General features: G+C 76.4%; 14 protein-coding genes, 2 pseudogenes and 1 riboswitch. Of the genes and pseudogenes, 8 read left to right on the top strand and 8 right to left on the bottom strand.

The genetic code is table 11. From position 1 onward, the window contains the following. The first annotated feature begins 1 nt into the window (after position 1). Positions 2 to 1,174: an ROK family protein gene (locus AC0GKK_RS04330; protein ID WP_062404671.1), complete on the top strand. Its 1,173-nt coding sequence runs from the start codon at positions 2 to 4 to the stop codon at positions 1,172 to 1,174. 42 nt (positions 1,175 to 1,216) lie between these two features. Here AC0GKK_RS04330 and AC0GKK_RS04325 read toward each other — a convergent pair whose 3' ends face one another. Continuing rightward, on the bottom strand, positions 1,217 to 1,879 hold the full coding sequence (locus tag AC0GKK_RS04325; protein ID WP_405417686.1) for a haloacid dehalogenase type II: 663 nt from the start codon (positions 1,877 to 1,879) through the stop codon (positions 1,217 to 1,219). Between the two features lie 18 nt (positions 1,880 to 1,897). On the opposite strand from AC0GKK_RS04325, the gene AC0GKK_RS04320 reads away from it, so the two are divergent. Beyond that, positions 1,898 to 2,653, top strand: a complete 756-nt coding sequence (locus AC0GKK_RS04320) for a cobalt-precorrin-6A reductase (protein WP_307799115.1) — start codon at positions 1,898 to 1,900, stop codon at positions 2,651 to 2,653. Here the strand turns inward: AC0GKK_RS04320 and AC0GKK_RS04315 are convergent, their stop codons facing one another. The 7 genes and pseudogenes from AC0GKK_RS04315 to AC0GKK_RS04285 form a co-directional block, all read right to left on the bottom strand. Beyond that, the gene (locus AC0GKK_RS04315) at positions 2,654 to 3,721 is read right to left on the bottom strand and encodes an alcohol dehydrogenase catalytic domain-containing protein (protein ID WP_489883214.1); all 1,068 of its coding nucleotides are present in this window, start codon (positions 3,719 to 3,721) and stop codon (positions 2,654 to 2,656) included. 61 nt (positions 3,722 to 3,782) lie between these two features. After that, on the bottom strand, positions 3,783 to 4,238 hold the full coding sequence (locus AC0GKK_RS04310; protein ID WP_251786332.1) for a GNAT family N-acetyltransferase: 456 nt from the start codon (positions 4,236 to 4,238) through the stop codon (positions 3,783 to 3,785). 58 nt (positions 4,239 to 4,296) lie between these two features. After that, positions 4,297 to 5,853, bottom strand: a complete 1,557-nt coding sequence (locus AC0GKK_RS04305) for a precorrin-2 C(20)-methyltransferase (RefSeq protein WP_476654856.1) — start codon at positions 5,851 to 5,853, stop codon at positions 4,297 to 4,299. A 32-nt stretch (positions 5,854 to 5,885) separates the two neighbouring features. Beyond that, positions 5,886 to 6,527 (bottom strand): precorrin-8X methylmutase, encoded by a 642-nt coding sequence (locus AC0GKK_RS04300; protein WP_062404674.1) that lies wholly within the window; start codon positions 6,525 to 6,527, stop codon positions 5,886 to 5,888. Beyond that, on the bottom strand, positions 6,524 to 7,399 hold the full coding sequence (locus AC0GKK_RS04295; RefSeq protein WP_489883213.1) for a hypothetical protein: 876 nt from the start codon (positions 7,397 to 7,399) through the stop codon (positions 6,524 to 6,526). The genes AC0GKK_RS04300 and AC0GKK_RS04295 overlap by 4 nt, the downstream gene beginning before the upstream one ends. A 173-nt stretch (positions 7,400 to 7,572) precedes the next feature. Then, a pseudogene (locus AC0GKK_RS04290) lies at positions 7,573 to 7,770 on the bottom strand (hypothetical protein); the annotation flags it as partial. A gap of 58 nt (positions 7,771 to 7,828) precedes the next feature. Next, positions 7,829 to 8,809, bottom strand: coding sequence for a C40 family peptidase (locus AC0GKK_RS04285; RefSeq protein ID WP_405417679.1), 981 nt, complete (start codon positions 8,807 to 8,809; stop codon positions 7,829 to 7,831). Between the two features lie 240 nt (positions 8,810 to 9,049). Here AC0GKK_RS04285 and AC0GKK_RS04280 point away from each other — a divergent pair, with 240 nt between their 5' ends. The 6 genes and pseudogenes from AC0GKK_RS04280 to cobN all read left to right on the top strand — a co-directional run bounded on the left by AC0GKK_RS04280 (position 9,050) and on the right by cobN (position 16,633). Next, on the top strand, positions 9,050 to 9,646 hold the full coding sequence (locus AC0GKK_RS04280; RefSeq protein ID WP_405417678.1) for a cupin domain-containing protein: 597 nt from the start codon (positions 9,050 to 9,052) through the stop codon (positions 9,644 to 9,646). Between the two features lie 10 nt (positions 9,647 to 9,656). After that, a complete protein-coding gene (locus tag AC0GKK_RS04275; protein WP_476654468.1) occupies positions 9,657 to 10,580 on the top strand; it encodes a nitrilase-related carbon-nitrogen hydrolase in 924 nt (307 codons plus the stop codon). Continuing rightward, positions 10,568 to 11,612: pseudogene (locus AC0GKK_RS04270) on the top strand (ABC transporter ATP-binding protein). The gene AC0GKK_RS04275 and the pseudogene AC0GKK_RS04270 overlap by 13 nt, the downstream one beginning before the upstream one ends. Positions 11,613 to 11,745: 133 nt before the next feature. Then, on the top strand, positions 11,746 to 12,078 hold the full coding sequence (locus tag AC0GKK_RS04265) for a PucR family transcriptional regulator (RefSeq protein WP_482637280.1): 333 nt from the start codon (positions 11,746 to 11,748) through the stop codon (positions 12,076 to 12,078). Positions 12,079 to 12,085: 7 nt separating this feature from the next. After that, positions 12,086 to 12,712, top strand: coding sequence for a hypothetical protein (locus AC0GKK_RS04260; protein ID WP_251786381.1), 627 nt, complete (start codon positions 12,086 to 12,088; stop codon positions 12,710 to 12,712). A 55-nt stretch (positions 12,713 to 12,767) separates the two neighbouring features. Next, a riboswitch (cobalamin riboswitch) is annotated at positions 12,768 to 12,841 on the top strand. A 90-nt stretch (positions 12,842 to 12,931) separates the two neighbouring features. Beyond that, positions 12,932 to 16,633, top strand: a complete 3,702-nt coding sequence (gene cobN, locus AC0GKK_RS04255; protein WP_489883212.1) for a cobaltochelatase subunit CobN — start codon at positions 12,932 to 12,934, stop codon at positions 16,631 to 16,633. Positions 16,634 to 16,692: the final 59 nt, after the last annotated feature.

Raw genomic sequence — 16,692 nt, 5'->3', positions numbered from 1 at the left:
CATGACCCAGCCCGGATCGGGGACCCGACCCGACGACGCGCGCCGGCACAACCGGGCCGTCCTGTTGCGCCGGCTGCACGTCGAGGGTCCCTGCACCCGCGCGACGCTGGCCGGCGAGCTCGGCCTCAACCGCAGCACGATCAAGGCGGTGGTGGACGGGCTCGCCGAGGCGGGCGTCGTCACCGAGGCCGTCCCGGCCCAGCGCTCCGGGGCCGGGCGGCCGTCGCTGCTGGTGCTGCCCGACCCGCAGGCGGCGGTGGTGCTCGCCGTCGACATCCGGGTCGAGCAGGTCGCGCTGGCGATGGTCGGCATCGGCGGCCAGATCCTGGGCCGGCACAGCTGGAACCTGCACCGCACCACCCGGCTGCCCGGCGAGGTGATCACCCACCTCGCCGAGTCCGCCGCCCTGCTGCGCGACGAGCTGGGCGTCGCCGAGCAGGCGGTCGGGGTCTCGGTGCCCGGCGTCGTGCGGCGCTCCGACGGCTTCGTGCACGAGGCGCCCAACCTCGGCTGGCGCGACGTCGAGCTGGGGGCCCGGCTCGCCGCCGTCCTCGCCCGGCCGGTGCAGGTCGCCAACGACGCGGAGGCCGGCGCACTCGCCGAGCACCTGCGCGGGATCGGCCGCGACGTCGCCGACATGGTCTACCTCTCGGCCGACGTCGGCGTCGGCGGCGGCGTGGTGTCGGGCGGGCAGCCGCTGCGCGGCACCGGCGGCTACGTCGGCGAGCTCGGCCACCTCATGGTCCGCCCGGACGGGCGGGAGTGTTTCTGCGGCTCGCACGGCTGCTGGGAGACCGAGGTCGGCGAGCCCGCGCTGTGCCGCGCGCTCGGCCTGCCCGAGGACACCCCGCGCGGGGTGCTCGTCGCGGAGCTGCGCGACCTGGCCGTCGTGCCGGGCCGGGCCGACCGGCTGCTGGAGGGCTACGCCGGGTGGATGACCGCCGGGCTGGTCACCGTGGTGAACATGCTGGCCCCCGAGCTCGTCGTGCTGGGCGACCTGTTCGGCGCGCTGCCGCCCTCGGTGGTCGAGCGGATCGGGTCCGAGCTGCGCCGGCGCAGCCTGGTGAGCCGGGCCGCGGGCGGGACCCGGCTCGCGGTCTCCCCGCTCGGCCGCGACGGCGCGCTGGTCGGCGCGGCCGAGATCGCGTTCGAGCCGGTGCTGGCGGCGGTCTGACGGGAGCGGGCCGGACGGCACCGCTCCCGGCGTCCCGCGGGCTCAGGCCAGGTGGCCGGCCAGCTCGGGCAGCGCGCCGACGGTGAAGGTCGGTGGGGTGAGGTACCCGGGCCAGGTGTCGCCGTGGCGGTCCAGCCAGGCCGTCGCCATCCCGGCCCGGGCGGCGCCGTGGAGATCCCACGGGTGCACCGCGACCATCACCGACTCGGCCGCGTCGACCCCACAGGCCCGCAGCGCGTACGCGTAGGAGGCGGGAGCCGGCTTCCAGATCCCGGCGTCCTCCACCGACAGCACCGCGTCGAACTGCTCGCGCAGGCCGTGGTCGCCGAGCAGCCGCTCGGCCACCGACGCGGCGCCGTTCGACAGCGTCACCAGCCGCAGCCCCGCGGACCGCAGTGCCGCGACCCCGCCGTGGACGTCGTCGTGCACCGGCAGCTCCAGGAAGCCGTCGACGACGTGCCGCGCGCCCGCGTCGGGGTCGGCGACGCCGTGCCGGCGCAGCAGCCCGGCCGCGGTCGCCGTCGCCAGCTCGGCGAAGGGCGTCAGCTCCCCACCGGTGGCCTGCGCCATGCCCTCGCGCAGGGTCGCGGCGAACCAGAGCGGCCCGAGCTCCTCCGGAGCGCCCAGCGCGGCGAACCGGGCCCCCATCGGGGTCAGGTCCGACAGGGTCTCGTTGACGTCGAACACCACGGTCGTGATCGCCATCCCCCTACCCTGACGGGTGTGAGCGCTCCCCGCACGGTGCTGGTCCTCGGCGGTACGACCGAGGGCCGGGCCGCGGCCGCCGCGCTGGCCGGCCGGGACGACGTCCGGGTCGTGTCGTCGCTGGCCGGGGCGGTGCGCAGCCCGGCCCTGCCCGACGGCGAGGTCCGCATCGGCGGCTTCGGCGGTGCCGAGGGGCTGGCCGCGCACCTGCGCGCCGAGCGGGTCGCGGCGGTGCTCGACGCGACCCATCCGTTCGCCTCGACGATGACCGCGAACGCGGCCGCCGCCTGCGCGGGGACCGGGGTGCCGCTGGTCGTGCTGCGCCGGCCGGGCTGGACGCCCGGTCCGGGGGACCGGTGGCACCGGGTCGCCTCGGTCGCCGCCGCGGCGGCCGCGCTGCCCGGCCTGCTCCCCGGCCCGGCCGGGCGGGTCCTGCTGACGACCGGCCGCGGGGGACTGGCGCACTTCGCGGCTGTCGACGCGGCGTTCTGGATCCGCGCGGTCGACCCGCCCGACGGCCCGCTGCCCGCCCGGCACGAGCTGCTGCTCGACCGGGGCCCGTTCGCCCTCGACGACGAGCGCGCCCTGTTCGGGGCCGTGGTCCCGCACGTGCTGGTCACCAAGGACTCCGGCGGTGCGGCGACCGCGCCGAAGCTCACCGCCGCCCGGGAGCGCGGGGTGCCGGTCCTCGTCGTCGACCGGCCGCCGCTGCCCGGCGGGGTCGCGGTGGAGCCCACGGTGGACGCGGCGCTGGCCCGGCTGCTCGGGGACTGATCACCCGGGGACCGGCTGCACCGGGAGGGCCGAGCGGTCCGCGGCCGGGTCCCGGGGCAGGCCGACGAGGATCCCGCCCGGCTCGGGAGCCGCGGCCAGCGCCTCGGCGAGCGCGTCCAGCCCGGTCCGCCGGGTGACCAGCCGGCCCGGGTCGAGCCGCCCGTCGGCGACGAGCGCCATCAGCTCCGGGTAGTCCGCCGCGGCCATGCCGTGGCTGCCGGTGACGGTCAGCTCGTGCGCGATCATCAGCGGCACCGGCACCACCGGCTCCCGGGTGAGCAGACCGACCTGCACCAGCGTCCCGTGCCTGCGCAGCGACCGGACGCCGAGGTCCAGGGCGTCCGCGCGGCCCGCGGCCTCGACCGCGAGGCGGGCGCCGCCGTCGCCGACGGCCCCGCGCACCGCGTCCGGGCCGTCCGCGGTGTCCACCGCCGCGACCGCGCCCAGCTCGACCGCCCGGGCCCGCGCCGCGGGCGAGGGGTCCGCGACGACCGCCTCGGCGCCCAGCGCCGACGCGATCAGCACCGCGGCCAGCCCGACCCCACCCGCTCCGAGCACGAGGACCCGCTCCCCGGAGGTCAGCCCGCCGCGCCCGACGAGCGCCCGGTGCGCGGTGGCGACCCGGCAGCCGAGCAGCGCGGCGCCGGCCGCGTCGGCGTCGTCGGGGACCGGCACCAGGTTGTGGTCGGCGTGGTGCAGCGCGACGAGCTCGGCGAAGGACCCGTCGTGGGTGAACCCGGGCTGCTGCTGGTGCGGGCAGACCTGCGCGCGGCCCGCCCGGCAGTCCGGGCAGGCACCGCAGCCGCAGACGAACGGCGTCGTGACCCGGTCACCGGCCCGGAACCGGGTGACCCCGGCGCCGGTCGCGACCACGTGCCCGACCAGCTCGTGGCCGGGCACGTGGGGGAGCGTCACGTCGCCGTCGTGCCCGGCCCAGGCGAACCGGTCGCTGGCGCACAGCCCGGTCGCCTCCACCCGCACGACCACCCCACCCACGGGCGGGGTGGGGTCCGGCAGGTCCACGACCTCGGGCGGCGCGCCGAACGCGGTGATCCGTACTGCTCGCATGGGTCGATCCTCCCAGCGGGCCTGACCGGGCTGACGGCCCTGCCGGGGCCCGCCGACGCGGTCAGACCGGTCGGGTCATGACGACCAGCCCCGGACCGGGGTCGCCGTCGGCGACGAACCCGGTGCGGAGGTAGAAGGCGATCGCCCGGGCGTTGCCCGGCTCGACCTTCAGCGACAGGGTGGCCGAGCCGAGCTCGCGCGCGGCCGCGACGACGGCGTCGACGAGCGCGTCGGCCAGCCCGGTCCCGCGCGCGTCGGGATGGACCCACATGCCGTAGAGCTGCCCGTCGCCGTCGTCACCGGTCCGCCAGCAGGCGGTGCCGACCGGCCGGTCGCCGTCGAAGGCGCCGAAGCGGACGTGCTCGGCCAGGACCGCCCGCCAGGCGGCCGGTTCCATGGAGGCCTGCTCGCGGTAGAAGTCGCTGTCCTCACCGAAGCCGTCCCGTATCGAGGCGAGCCGGGCTGCGCGGGCCGGCTCCCAGTCGTCGGGGCCGAAGCGCCGCACCTGCAGTTGCACGGCGTGACGCTAGCGCGGAACCGGCATCCGTCAGGATGTCGACAACCGGCGGATGTGGTCAGTCGGTCGTCGTGCCGCCGGGGCCGTAGTGCCGGGGCGTGAACACGACGGTCGTGCCGCCGCGCTCGACCGCCCGGGTCGTCGACGAGCCGACCACCACCAGGGTGCGCATGTCGACCTGCTCCGGGTCCAGTTGGCCCAGCGTGGTGACGACGATCCGCTGCCCGGCGCCGCCGACGTCGCGGCCCAGCACCACCGGGGTCCCCGGTGCACGGTGCTCCAGCAGCACGTCACGGGCCGCGCCGACCTGCCACGGCCGGGCCCTCGAGCGTGGGTTGTAGATCGCGATCGCCAGGTCCGCCGCGGCCACGGCACGCAGCCGGTCCGCGACCACGTCCCACGGCTTGAGCCGGTCGGACAACGAGATCAGGGCGTGGTCGTGCCCCAGCGGGGCACCGACGGCGGCCGCCACGGCCTGCGCCGCGGACATGCCGGGCAGCACCCGGACCGGGACGTCGTGGTACTTCGGCTCCGCCGCCACCTCCAGCACCGCGGTCGCCATCGCGAACACCCCCGGGTCCCCGGCGGAGACGACGGCGACCCGCCGCCCCGACGCGGCCAGGTCCAGCGCGTGCGCCGCCCGCTCGGACTCGACCTTGTTGTCCGAGGCGTGCCGGGCCTGGCGCGGGTTCGGCGGCACCCGGTCCAGGTAGGGGCCGTAGCCGACGAGGTCGTCCACCTCCGACAGGGCGCGGGCGACCTGCGGGGTCAGCCAGTCCCGCCCGGCGGGACCGGTCCCGACCACGACGACCTCACCCGGCCCGCGCACCGACCGCTCCTCGGCCGCCGCACCTCCGGGCTCCACGACGGACGCGACGGCCTCCTCGGGCACCGAGGCGGCGACCTCACCGGGGACCAGGGCGATCGCGAAGTAGGGCACGTCCGAGGGGTCCACGTCGGACAGCGAGCCGGTCCGCTGGCCCTCCATCGTGGCCCGTTCGACGTAGCGGGCCCGGTCGAGCACGCCGGCGTCGGCCATCGCCCCGCGGACCGTGGTGAAGGTGCGCCCGAGCTTCATCACCGCCGCCGAGTCGGTGCCCGCGAGCCGCCTCGCGAGCTCCTCGCGGGGCAGCGTGCCCGGCAGCACGGTGAGCACCTCGTCGCGCTCCACCAGCGGCTGCCCGATCGCCGCGGCGGCGCCGCTGATCGAGGTGACCCCCGGGACGACCTCGGTCGGGTAGCGCCCGGCCAGCCTCTTGTGCATGTGCATGTAGGAGCCGTAGAAGAGCGGGTCGCCCTCGGCGAGCAGTACGACGTCGCGGCCCGCGTCGAGGTGCGCGGCGAGCCGGGCGGCGGCCTCGGTGTAGAACGCGTCGATCGCACCCTGGTAGCCGCCGGGGTGGTCGGTGGCCTCGGTGGTGACCGGGTAGACCAGCGCCTCCTCGATCGCGGTGCCCGACAGGTGCGGTTCGGCGATCCGGCGCGCGATGGAGCGGCCGTGCCGGGCCGAGTGGTAGGCGATCACGTCGGCGTCGCGGACGAGCCGGGCGGCCTTGATCGTGGTCAGCTCGGGGTCGCCCGGACCGAGGCCGACGCCGTAGAGGGTGCCGGTCACGCCGTGCTGCTGCGCGGCACTCGCACGCTCGTTCACGCGATGATCTCCTGCTCGTGGGCCAACGCGTTCAGCGCCGCCGCGGTGATCGCCGACCCGCCACGCCGGCCGTGGACGACGAGGTGCTCCAGGTCGGTCCGCTCGGCGAGGGCGGCCTTGGACTCGGCGGCGCCGATGAACCCCACCGGGATGCCGATGATCGCGGCCGGGCGGGGTGCGTCGCCGCGGTCGATGAGGTCCAGCACGTGGAACAGCGCGGTCGGGGCGTTCCCGATCGCGAGCACCGCGCCCTCGAAGCGGTCGGCGAGCAGCTCCAGCGCGGCCGCGGACCGGGTGTTGCCGATCCGGCGCGCGTGGTCGGGCACCCGGGCGTCGCGCAGCAGGCAGAGCACCTCGTTGTCCGCGGGCAGCCGGGCGGCGGTCACCCCGGAGGCGACCATCATCGCGTCGCACAGGATCGGGGCACCGGCCCGCAGCGCGGCGCGTGCGGCCGCGACGACGCCGTCGGAGGCGGCGATGTCGTCGACGAGGTCGACCTGGCCGCAGGCGTGGATCATGCGGACGGCGATGTCGTCGACGCCGGGCGGGAGCCCGGAGAGGTCGGTCTCCGCGCGGATCGTCGCGAACGAGCGGCGGTAGATCTCGTTGCCGTCGGTGATGTAGTCGTACCCGCTCAGCGGAGCTCCTCGGTCGTGATCGTGTGTCCGTCGATGACGTAGGTGCCCGGCCCGGTGGCCACGGCGTCGCGGTGCGCGGTGTGCGGGGCGCCGCAGCGGCGGGCGCAGCCGACGACGTGCAGCATGTCCGGCCCCGCGCCCGTCCGCGGGCCGCCTCGGCCGATCAGGTCGAGCGCATGGGCACGCACGTCGGCCAGGGACTTCGCGCAGCCCGGCGACCCGGCGCAGGCGCTCACCCGCAGCGCGGGGTGCCCTGGGTCGACGACGAGTCCCGCCCCGGCCAGCCGGTCGGCGGCACCGGCTGCCGGGGTGGGCAGCACGAGGGTGCGCCACGGGGTGACCAGCAGCCCCGGGGCCTCATCGGCGAGCACGTCGAGCTGCGCGGCCGAGAGCTGCCCGAGCAGGGGCGCGACGCCCAGTGCTCCGCCGTCGGACACGCCGACGAGCACGTTCCCGCCCTCCGCGCGGCGGGAACGTGCCGATCGACCACCGGTGTCGCCCGCGGACCGGGCTCCGGGTCCCGGCGCGGGCGTCGTCCTGCGGCCGGAGAGCCGGGCCGCGATCCCGGTCGCGGCTCCGGGCAGCTCCGCGGCGCGCCAGGCCCGCGCGGCCGGGTCGGCGCTGTGTGCGGCCCGCAGGTCGAGGAACGCCGCGGCCGCGTCGAGCAGCAGCACGGGGGCCTCGGCGGGGGGACAGGAGAGGCCGGTCGGCTCGCCCGCCACGACGAGCTCGCCCCCGTCGGAGCCCCGCGCCCGCCAGCACAGGTCGGGGCGCTCGGCGGCGACGTCACCGCGGCCGTCGTCGAGGGCGAACAGGAACCGGCCGGGCAGCGCCGACAGCGTGGGGCGCCCGCACAGGCCGCGGTCGAGCACGGTGGCCAGGCCGCGGACGTCGGCGAGGCCGCCGTCGATCCCCGACAGGGGGAGGCCAGCACGTTGCGGACCCGCTCGTGGGTCCTCGACGGCAGCAGCCCGGCCGCCGTCAGCCGCTCCACCGGGCGCGGGTCGGCCGGGTCGAGGCCGCGCAGCTGCAGGTTCCCGCGCGAGGTCAGGTGGACGGCGCCGTCGCCGGCGTCGCGGGCCAGCGCCGCGACCGCACGCAGCGCCGCCGCGGTGACCGTCCCGCCGGGCAGCCGGACCCGCGCCAGGGCCCCGTCCGCCGCCGCGTGCGGCGACACGACGCCGGGGCAGGCGTCGGCGCGGGTACGGGTGGTCGGCGACGGCACGCCGGACACTGTAGGCATCCACGACCGGTGGGGGGACCCGCCCGGGGCGGCGGTCACACCTCGTCAGGTGTTCAGGTCACGGCAGGTACCGGCGGGCACCGGAGTAGGCCGCGTCGAACCGCACCGGGGTCACCCGGACCGGGGTGGCCGCGTCGAAGGCCTCGATCATCGTGCCGTCGCCGGCGTACATCGCGACGTGCGTCGCCGGGGAGTTCCAGAACAGCAGGTCACCGGGACGCAGGTCGGCGGGGTCGTCGACCGGGCGCCCGCCGCGGGACTGGTCGGAGGCGTCCCGCCCGACGGTGATGCCGTGCAGGGCGTAGGTCAGCCCGGTCAGCCCCGAGCAGTCCGGGCCGAACCCGGAACGCCCGCCCCACAGGTAGGGACGGTCCAGGAACAGCCGCGCCGTCGTGACCAGACCCTCCCCGGTCGGGGAGGGCGGGGCCCCTCCGCGCAGCTCACCCGCCGCCAGCCACGCCTGGTCGCCGCCGGGCAGCGCGACCCGGACCGCGTCGCCCGCCTCGCCGACGACCGGCAGCCGGGTGCCCACGCTGACCTCGCGCAGCCGTTCGGTGCGTGCCGGGTCGCGGTACAGCCAGGCCGTCGCGACCCCGTCGACGGTGCCGGTGGGCGCCCCCGCGGCGAGCGCGCCGAACGCGGGGTCGTCGACGAGCTGGGCCGCGGGGACCCAGCCGGGGTAGCCGCGGCCGTCCTTGCCCGACGGCTGGCCGGGCACGACGACCCGCGCCCACCCGTCGCGGCGCTCGGTCACGGTCACCGGGGCGCCGAGCAGCGCCTGGGTCTGGGTCCGCGAGGCGGTGGTGAGCTCGCGGCGGTCCGCGCTGCTCATCGACCCCATCCACGCGGCCGGGTCGGCCGGGGCGGCGACGGCGGCCCGGTCCCGCGGGCGCGGGCTGTCCGGTGAGGTCCACACGGTCGCGACCGACACGGCGACGAACGTGCGCCCCGGTCCGTCGGCGGCCGCGGGCAGGGCGGCCGCGGGCAGGACGGCGCAGCCGAGCACCGCGGCGAACAGGACGGACAGGACACGGGGCACGGCGGGGACTCTCGACAGCCGGATGGGCCGGGGCAAGCAGCCACACCGCCGGGTCACCACGACGGGTGGAGTGGCCCCGCCCACACGGGTGGGTTCTCATGGTGCGGTGCGCCCCCACCGGATCACCACCGCCGTCGTGACGGTGCTGGCTCTGCTCCTGGCCGGCTCACCGCGGACAACCGGCTCATCGACACCGTCGCCGGGGACCCGCTGCCCGAGGACGTCGCGCTGATCCGGCCGATGGACCAGGCCGAGATCGACCGGCTCGACGTCTACACCGCCGAGCAGTTCCGCGGCCGCGTGGTGCACGCCGCCGACCGGCCGTGGGTCGCCGAGCCCTACCTGTGCTCGCGGCTGCCCGGCGGTGGCGCCGAGCTCGCCCCGGTCATCGGCTGGGGCACCGCGGAGAGCCGGGCCGCGGCACCGCGGCTGCTCGACCCGCACGGGTTCGCGCTGGCGTGGCTGCGCGCCCTGCCCGGGGACGGCGTGCTCACCCACCGGCACGACGCGACCCAGGTGCTGACGGTGAAGGCCGGGCACTGGGCGGTCACCCTCAACACCGGCGACGACGCGCGCACCGTCGAGCTCGGCCCGCGGGACACCCTGTCGGTGCCGCCCGGCGCCTGGCGGTCGATGACCGCGCTCGACGCCGACGGCGGCCGGACCGCCACCCCCGGCACCGGTGAGCTGCTGGTCGTCACCGGCGGCGACGGCCGGGTCCGGCACCAGTGGGCGCCCGAGGTCGTGGCCGGTGCCCGTGACCGGGGCCGGGTCCTCGACGCCGACGGCTACCTCGCCCCGGCCGCCGTGCTGGCGTTCGCGGCCGAGGACGACTGAGGACGGGCCGATGCCGCGGACGGGACCCACGGGGCCGACGGGGGCGGCGCCCGGACCGGTGGTGCCGGGTGCCGCCGGTGCGGTGACGGTGGCGGCGTGCCGGATCCCGGCGCGGATCGACGCCCCGGACCCGGCGGTCGCCGAGCGCGCGGTGCGCGAGGCGGTCGCCGGCGGGGCCCGGCTCGTCGTCCTGCCGGAGCTCACCGTCTGCGGCTACGCCTTCGCCGACGCCGCCGAGGCGCTGGCCGCCGCCGAACCCGCCGACGGTCCCACCATCGCCCGCTTCGCGGCCCTGTCGGCGGAGCTGCGCTGCGTCGTCGTCGCCGGGTTCGCCGAGCTCGGCGACGACGGCCGCGTGTACAACAGCGCCGTCCTCGTCGAGAACGGGGTGCGCCGCGCGGTCTACCGCAAGGTCCACCTCTGGGACCGCGAGCACACGCTGTTCACCCCCGGCGACGCCGCACCCCCGGTGGTCGCGACCGCGGCCGGGCGGATCGCCCCGATGGTCTGCTACGACCTGGAGTTCCCCGAGTGGGTGCGCCGGGCCGCGCAGGACGGCGCCGAGATCGTCGCCGCGCCGGTGAACTGGCCGTGGCGCCCGACCCCCGGCGGGCAGCACCCGCTGGAGGTGGCGAAGGTGCGCGCCGTCGCCGGGGCGTACCGGGTGCACGTGGTGGCCGCGGACCGCTGCGGCACCGAGCGCGGGGTCGCCTGGTTCGGGGCGCCGGTGATCGCAGGCGCCGACGGGGACCTGCTCGCCGGGCCCGGCGGTCCGCCGCCGGGGGAGCCCGGCGTGCTGCTGGCCACGCTCGACCCGGCCGCCGCCCGCGACAAGCGCCTCACCGCGCACAACCACGTCCTGCGCGACCGCAGGCCGCCGCTGTACCGCGAGCCCGATCCCCCACCGGAAGGACCACCACCATGGCCGGCGTGACCTACGACGCGGTGACGCGGCGCTACCCCGGGTCGACCCGGGCCGCCGTCGACGCCCTGGACCTCGAGATCGCCGATGGCGAGTTCCTCGTGCTGGTCGGGCCGTCGGGCTGCGGCAAGACCACCTCGCTGCGGATGCTCGCCGGTCTGGAGGACGTCGACGGCGGCCGCATCCGCATCGGCGAGCGCGACGTCACCGGCGTCGCCCCCAAGGAACGCGACACCGCGATGGTGTTCCAGAACTACGCCCTCTACCCGCACATGTCGGTCGCCGAGAACATGGGCTTCGCGCTGCGGATGGCGGGGACCGCGAAGGCCGAGATCGCCCACCGGGTCGCCGAGGCCGCGCGCATCCTCGACCTGGAGGCCTACCTCGAGCGCAAGCCCAAGGCGCTGTCGGGCGGGCAGCGCCAGCGTGTCGCGATGGGACGCGCGATCGTCCGCCAGCCGCAGGTGTTCCTGATGGACGAGCCCCTGTCCAACCTCGACGCCAAGCTGCGCGTGCAGACCCGCACCCAGATCGCCTCGCTGCAGCGCCGGCTCGGGGTCACCACCGTCTACGTCACCCACGACCATGACGATGGGTGACCGGGTGGCCGTGCTCAAGGACGGTCTGCTGCAGCAGTGCGCCGCCCCCGGCGAGCTCTACGCCCGCCCGGCCAACGCCTTCGTCGCCGGGTTCATCGGCTCGCCCGCGATGAACCTGCTGAGCCTGCCGGTGACCGCGGACGGCGTCCGGCTGGGCGGTGTCGACGTCGCCGTGCCGCGCGGGGCGGGGGACACGGTCACCCTCGGGGTCCGCCCCGAGGACCTGCACCTCGCCGACGACGGCATCCCCCTGGAGATCGACCTGGTCGAGGAGCTCGGCGCGGACGCCTACGTCTACGGCCGCACCCGCCTCGACGGCGTCGAGCACCCGATGGTCGCCCGGGTGGACGGGCGCCGGCCCCCGGCGCGGGGCACCGGGGTGCACCTGGCACCGGACCCGGCGCGTACCCACCTGTTCGCCGCGGACGGCGCCCGGCTGGGCTGACGGCCCGGGCGCCGCCGCCCGGGTCCCTCAGTCCCGGCCCCCGGCGGCGCCCACCCGCCGGTCCCAGCCGGTGCGGACGCCGTCGTCGACGGGGCGGGTTGCGAGCGGGCCGCGACGATCGCAACCAGCCCGGATGCTGCTCGCCCTGCTCGGCCACGCGCGGCTCGGCGGATTCGCCGACGCCGTCCTCGGCCCGTGCGACGCCGACCCGCACGGCCCCGCGCTGCTGCGCGCGGTGGCGGCGTTCGTCGAGCACAACGGCCACTGGGAGGCGACGGCGACCGCGCTGGGCGTGCACCGGCACACCGTGCGGAACCGGATCACCGCGGCCGAGCAGGTCAGCGGACGACGCCTGTCCGCGGCCCAGGACCGCCACGAGCTGTGGCTCGCCCTGCAGGCCCGTGACCTCGGACGGGCCGGTACGGACGGGGTCTCCCCGGGCGGGAACGGCGCCGATCGGCTCTGATGGCGGGGTGCCCACCGCCGGATCCCCCGTCCTGGACCGCTTCGACGGCTGGATCTGCGGGCTGGGCACGACCTCGGGCAGACGGATCGTGGTCGGCCACTGGCCGGACACCCCGCTGGGGTCGTTCACCGACGTCATGACCGAGTCCGCCGACGGGCACCGCACCCTGCTCGCCCCGAGCGAGGAGGTCGCGGAGTTCGTCTCGGCCACCTACACCTTCGACGAGGTCCGGGTCGTGCCGGTGACCCACACCGTCGACGACGACCGGCGACGGGTCGTGGCGGGCCCGCTGGAGGTGAGCTGGCGGATCGGCGGCCGCCCGCTGCTCGGCAGGCTGCTGCGCGCGGTCCCGGGACCGCTCGCGGTGCACCCCTGGTGGTTGCGGGTGATCGACCCGATCGCCCGCAGGGCCGTGCCCGGGGTACGGACCGTCGGCAGTGCCGGCGGCGGCCGGCGCGAGTACTACGGGGCCCGCGACCTGCACAGGGTCGCCGCCGCCTGGGCCCGCTGGGACGACGGCGACTGCGGCGGGCTGGCCGCGGTCGTCCCGCCGGTCCGGTTCGGCTTCGGCTCGGCCCCCGCCACGCCGTCGCACGTGCGGATCACCACCCTGGTCGAGCGCTCCTTGACGTGACCCGGTGGCGCCACCGATGGTGACTCACGACAACCGAAGACGGCGAGCGGAACCCCAGGAAGCCGGTGCGAGTCCGGCGCGGTCCCGCCACTGTGACCCCTCGCCCCGGCGAGGGGGAGCCAGACACTGCGCCCGTTCGCCGCGCCACCCCACCCGGGACGAGGATCCCGAGGAAGGTACGTCGATGACGCGCGCCCACGCCGCCCCCGGAGCCGTCCGGTGATCCTGCTGCTGTCCACCTCGGACACCGACCTCCTCTCGGCCCGGTCCTCGGGCGCGGACTACCGGCTCGCGAACCCGAACCGGGTCACCCACGACGAGCTGGCGGAGATGGCCGACGCGGCCGACGTCGTCGTCGTCCGCGTCCTCGGCGGGTACCGCTACTTCGAGGAGGGGCTGGACCTGCTGCGGGCCCGCGCGACGCCGCTGGTCTGCCTGGGCGGGGAGATGGCCCCGGACGCGGAGATGATGGAGCTGTCCTCGGTGCCCGCGGGCGTCGCGGCCGAGGCCCACACCTACCTGGCGCAGGGCGGCACCGAGAACCTGGCGCAGCTGCACGCGTTCCTGTCCGACACGGTGCTGCTCACCGGCGAGGGGTTCGCGCCGCCGGTGGAGCTGCCCGAGTGGGGCGAGCTGTCCCTGCCCGGCACGGAGGTCGACGGACCGACGGTGGCGGTGCTGTTCTACCGCGCCCAGTTCCTGGCCGGGAACACCCGCTACATCGAGGCGCTCTGCGAGCAGATCGCGGCGAAGGGCGCCCGCGCGCTGCCGATCTGGTGCGCGTCGCTGCGCCAGGCCCCGGCCGCGCTGCTGGAGCGGCTGCGCGAGGCCGACGCCATGGTCGTCACCGTGCTCGCCGCGGGCGGCACCAAGCCCGCAGGCGCCCAGGCCGGCGGCGAGGACGAGGAGTGGGACGTCACCGAGCTGGCCGCGCTCGACGTCCCGATCCTGCAGGGCCTGTGCCTGACCAGCTCCCGCGCCACCTGGGAGGCCAACGACGACGGGATGTCCCCGCTCGACGTCGCCACCCAGGTCGCCGTGCCGGAGTTCGACGGCCGGCTGATCACCGTCCCGTTCTCGTTCAAGGAGACCGACGCCGACGGCCTGTCGGTCTACGTCCCCGACGACGAGCGGGCCGCCCGGGTCGCCGGGATCGCGGTGAAGCACGCGACGCTGCGCCGTGTCCCGAACGCGGACAAGAAGATCGTGCTGATGCTGTCGGCGTACCCGACCAAGCACGCGCGGATCGGCAACGCGGTCGGGCTGGACACCCCGGCGTCGACGGTGGCGCTGCTGCGGACGATGGCCGCGGCGGGCTACGCGGTCGCCACCGAGGGCGAGGCGGCGTTCCCGGGCGTCGAGGCCGGCGACGGCGACGCGCTCATGCACGCCCTGATCGAGGCCGGCGGGCAGGACCCGGACTGGCTGACCGAGGAGAAGCTGGCCGGCAACCCGGTGCGGATCTCCGCCGCGACGTACCGCAGCTGGTTCGACACGCTGCCCGAGGACTTCCGGTCCGGCGTCGAGGAGCACTGGGGCGAGGCGCCGGGCGAGCACTACGTCGACCGCTCGCAGAACCCGGACGGCGACATCGTCGTCGCGGCTCTGCGCCGCGGCAACGTCACGCTGATCGTGCAGCCGCCCCGCGGGTTCGGGGAGAACCCGGTCGCGATCTACCACGACCCGGACCTGCCGCCGTCGCACCACTACCTCGGTGCCTACCGCTGGCTGGCCGCGCCCGAGTCCGAGGGCGGGTTCGGCGCGCACGCGATCGTGCACATCGGCAAGCACGGCAACCTGGAGTGGCTGCCCGGCAAGACGCTGGGCATGTCGGCCTCCTGCGGCACCGACGCCGTCCTCGGCGACCTGCCGCTGGTCTACCCGTTCCTCGTCAACGACCCGGGGGAGGGCACCCAGGCCAAGCGCCGGGCGCACGCCACCCTGGTCGACCACCTCATCCCGCCGATGGCGCGCGCCGAGTCCTACGGCGACATCGCCCGGCTGGAACAGCTGCTCGACGAGCACGCGAACATCTCCGCGCTCGACCCGGCGAAGCTGCCCGCGATCCGCCAGCAGATCTGGACGCTGATGACCGCGGCCCAGATGCATCAGGACCTGGGCCTGGAGCAGCGTCCCGACGAGGACGTCTTCGACGACATGCTGATGCACGTCGACGGCTGGCTGTGCGAGATCAAGGACGTCCAGATCCGCGACGGCCTGCACGTGCTGGCCCAGGCACCGGCGGGGGAGCGGCGCGTCGACCTGGTGCTCGCGGTGCTGCGCGCCCGGCAGATGTGGGGCGGCGAGCAGTCCGTCCCGGGCCTGCGCCAGGCGCTCGGCCTGACCGAGGACGGCTCGGAGTCCAACGCCCGCACCGACGCCGTCGAGACCGTCGCCCGTGCCCTGTGCTCGGCGATGGAGGCCCGCTCCTGGGACCCCTCCGCCGTCCCCGCGGTGGTCGCCGAGCACCTGGCCCCCGTCCCCGGTGGCCCCCAGGGGAACTCTCGTAGCGCTCTAAGCCACGAAAGTTCCCCTGGGGGCACCGGTGGGGGGCTCCCGGGCGTCGACGTGGACGCGGTCGCGGCCGTGCTGCGCTTCGCCGCCGACGAGGTCGTGCCCCGGCTCGACGCCACCGCGCACGAGCTGGACCGGGTGCTGCACGCCCTCGACGGCGGGTTCATCCCGGCCGGCCCGTCCGGCTCGCCGCTGCGCGGGCTGGTCAACGTGCTCCCGACCGGGCGGAACTTCTACTCCGTCGACCCCAAGGCGGTCCCGTCGAAGCTGGCCTGGGAGACCGGGCAGGCGATGGCCGAGTCGCTGGTCGAGCGCTACCGGGCCGACCACGGCGAGTACCCGCGCAGCGTCGGCCTGTCGGTGTGGGGGACCAGCGCGATGCGGACCTCCGGCGACGACGTCGCCGAGGTGTTCGCCCTGCTCGGCGTCCGCCCGGTGTGGGACGACGCGAGCCGTCGCGTGCGCAGCCTGGAGGTCATCGACCTCGCGGAGCTCGGCCGCCCGCGCGTCGACGTCACGGTCCGCATCTCCGGTTTCTTCCGCGACGCGTTCCCGCACGTCCTGGCCCTGCTCGACGACGCGGTGAAGCTGGTCTCCGAGCTCGACGAGACCCCGGAGCAGAACTACGTCCGCGCCCATGTCGACGCCGACCGCGAGCGCACCGGCGACGACCGTCGCGCCCGCACCCGGATCTTCGGCTCCAAGCCGGGCACCTACGGCGCCGGGCTGCTGCAGCTCGTCGACTCCCGTGACTGGCGCGGTGACGCCGACCTCGCCGAGGTCTACTCCACCTGGGGCGGCTACGCCTACGGCCGCGGCCTCGACGGCGTCCCCGCCCGGGACGACATGGAGAACGCCTACCGGCGGATCGCGGTGGCGGCGAAGAACATCGACACCCGCGAGCACGACATCGCCGACTCCGACGACTACTACCAGTACCACGGCGGCATGGTCGCCACGGTGCGCGCGCTGACCGGTACCGCGCCGGCCGCCTACGTCGGGGACTCGACCCGTCCGGAGGCGGTGCGTACCCGCAGCCTGCACGAGGAGACCGCCCGGGTCTTCCGTGCCCGCGTGGTCAACCCGCGCTGGATCGCCGCGATGCGCCGGCACGGCTACAAGGGCGCGTTCGAGATGGCCGCGACCGTCGACTACCTGTTCGGCTGGGACGCCACCACCGGCGTCATCGCGGACTGGCAGTACGAGACGCTGACCGCTGAGTACGTGCTGGACCCGGACAACCGGAAGTTCCTCGCCGAGTCCAACCCGTGGGCGCTGCACGGCATGGCCGAGCGGCTGCTGGAGGCCGTCGACCGTGGTCTCTGGGAGAGCCCGGAGTCCGCGACGCTGGACGCGCTGCGCCAGGCCTACCTGGAGTCCGAGGGCGACATCGAGGGAGACGGCTGAGCCGCGGGACCCTCCGGCCTTGACACCGATGGTTTCCCAGGAACATATTTCCTGGGAAA

Source organism: Pseudonocardia sp. P-1, from assembly GCF_058111925.1.
Note: the sequence above shows the minus strand (reverse complement) of the source record. Positions and strands in the feature narration are given on the sequence as shown.

Bases quoted from the DNA above. Each gene is read 5' to 3' on its own strand.
- AC0GKK_RS04330 (WP_062404671.1), top strand. From the start codon at position 2: ATGACCCAGCCCGGATCGGGGACCCGACCCGACGACGCGCGCCGGCAC.
- AC0GKK_RS04325 (WP_405417686.1), bottom strand. From the start codon at position 1,879: ATGGCGATCACGACCGTGGTGTTCGACGTCAACGAGACCCTGTCGGAC.
- AC0GKK_RS04315 (WP_489883214.1), bottom strand. From the start codon at position 3,721: ATGCGAGCAGTACGGATCACCGCGTTCGGCGCGCCGCCCGAGGTCGTG.
- AC0GKK_RS04280 (WP_405417678.1), top strand. From the start codon at position 9,050: ATGGACCAGGCCGAGATCGACCGGCTCGACGTCTACACCGCCGAGCAG.
- AC0GKK_RS04275 (WP_476654468.1), top strand. From the start codon at position 9,657: ATGCCGCGGACGGGACCCACGGGGCCGACGGGGGCGGCGCCCGGACCG.
- AC0GKK_RS04265 (WP_482637280.1), top strand. From the start codon at position 11,746: ATGCTGCTCGCCCTGCTCGGCCACGCGCGGCTCGGCGGATTCGCCGAC.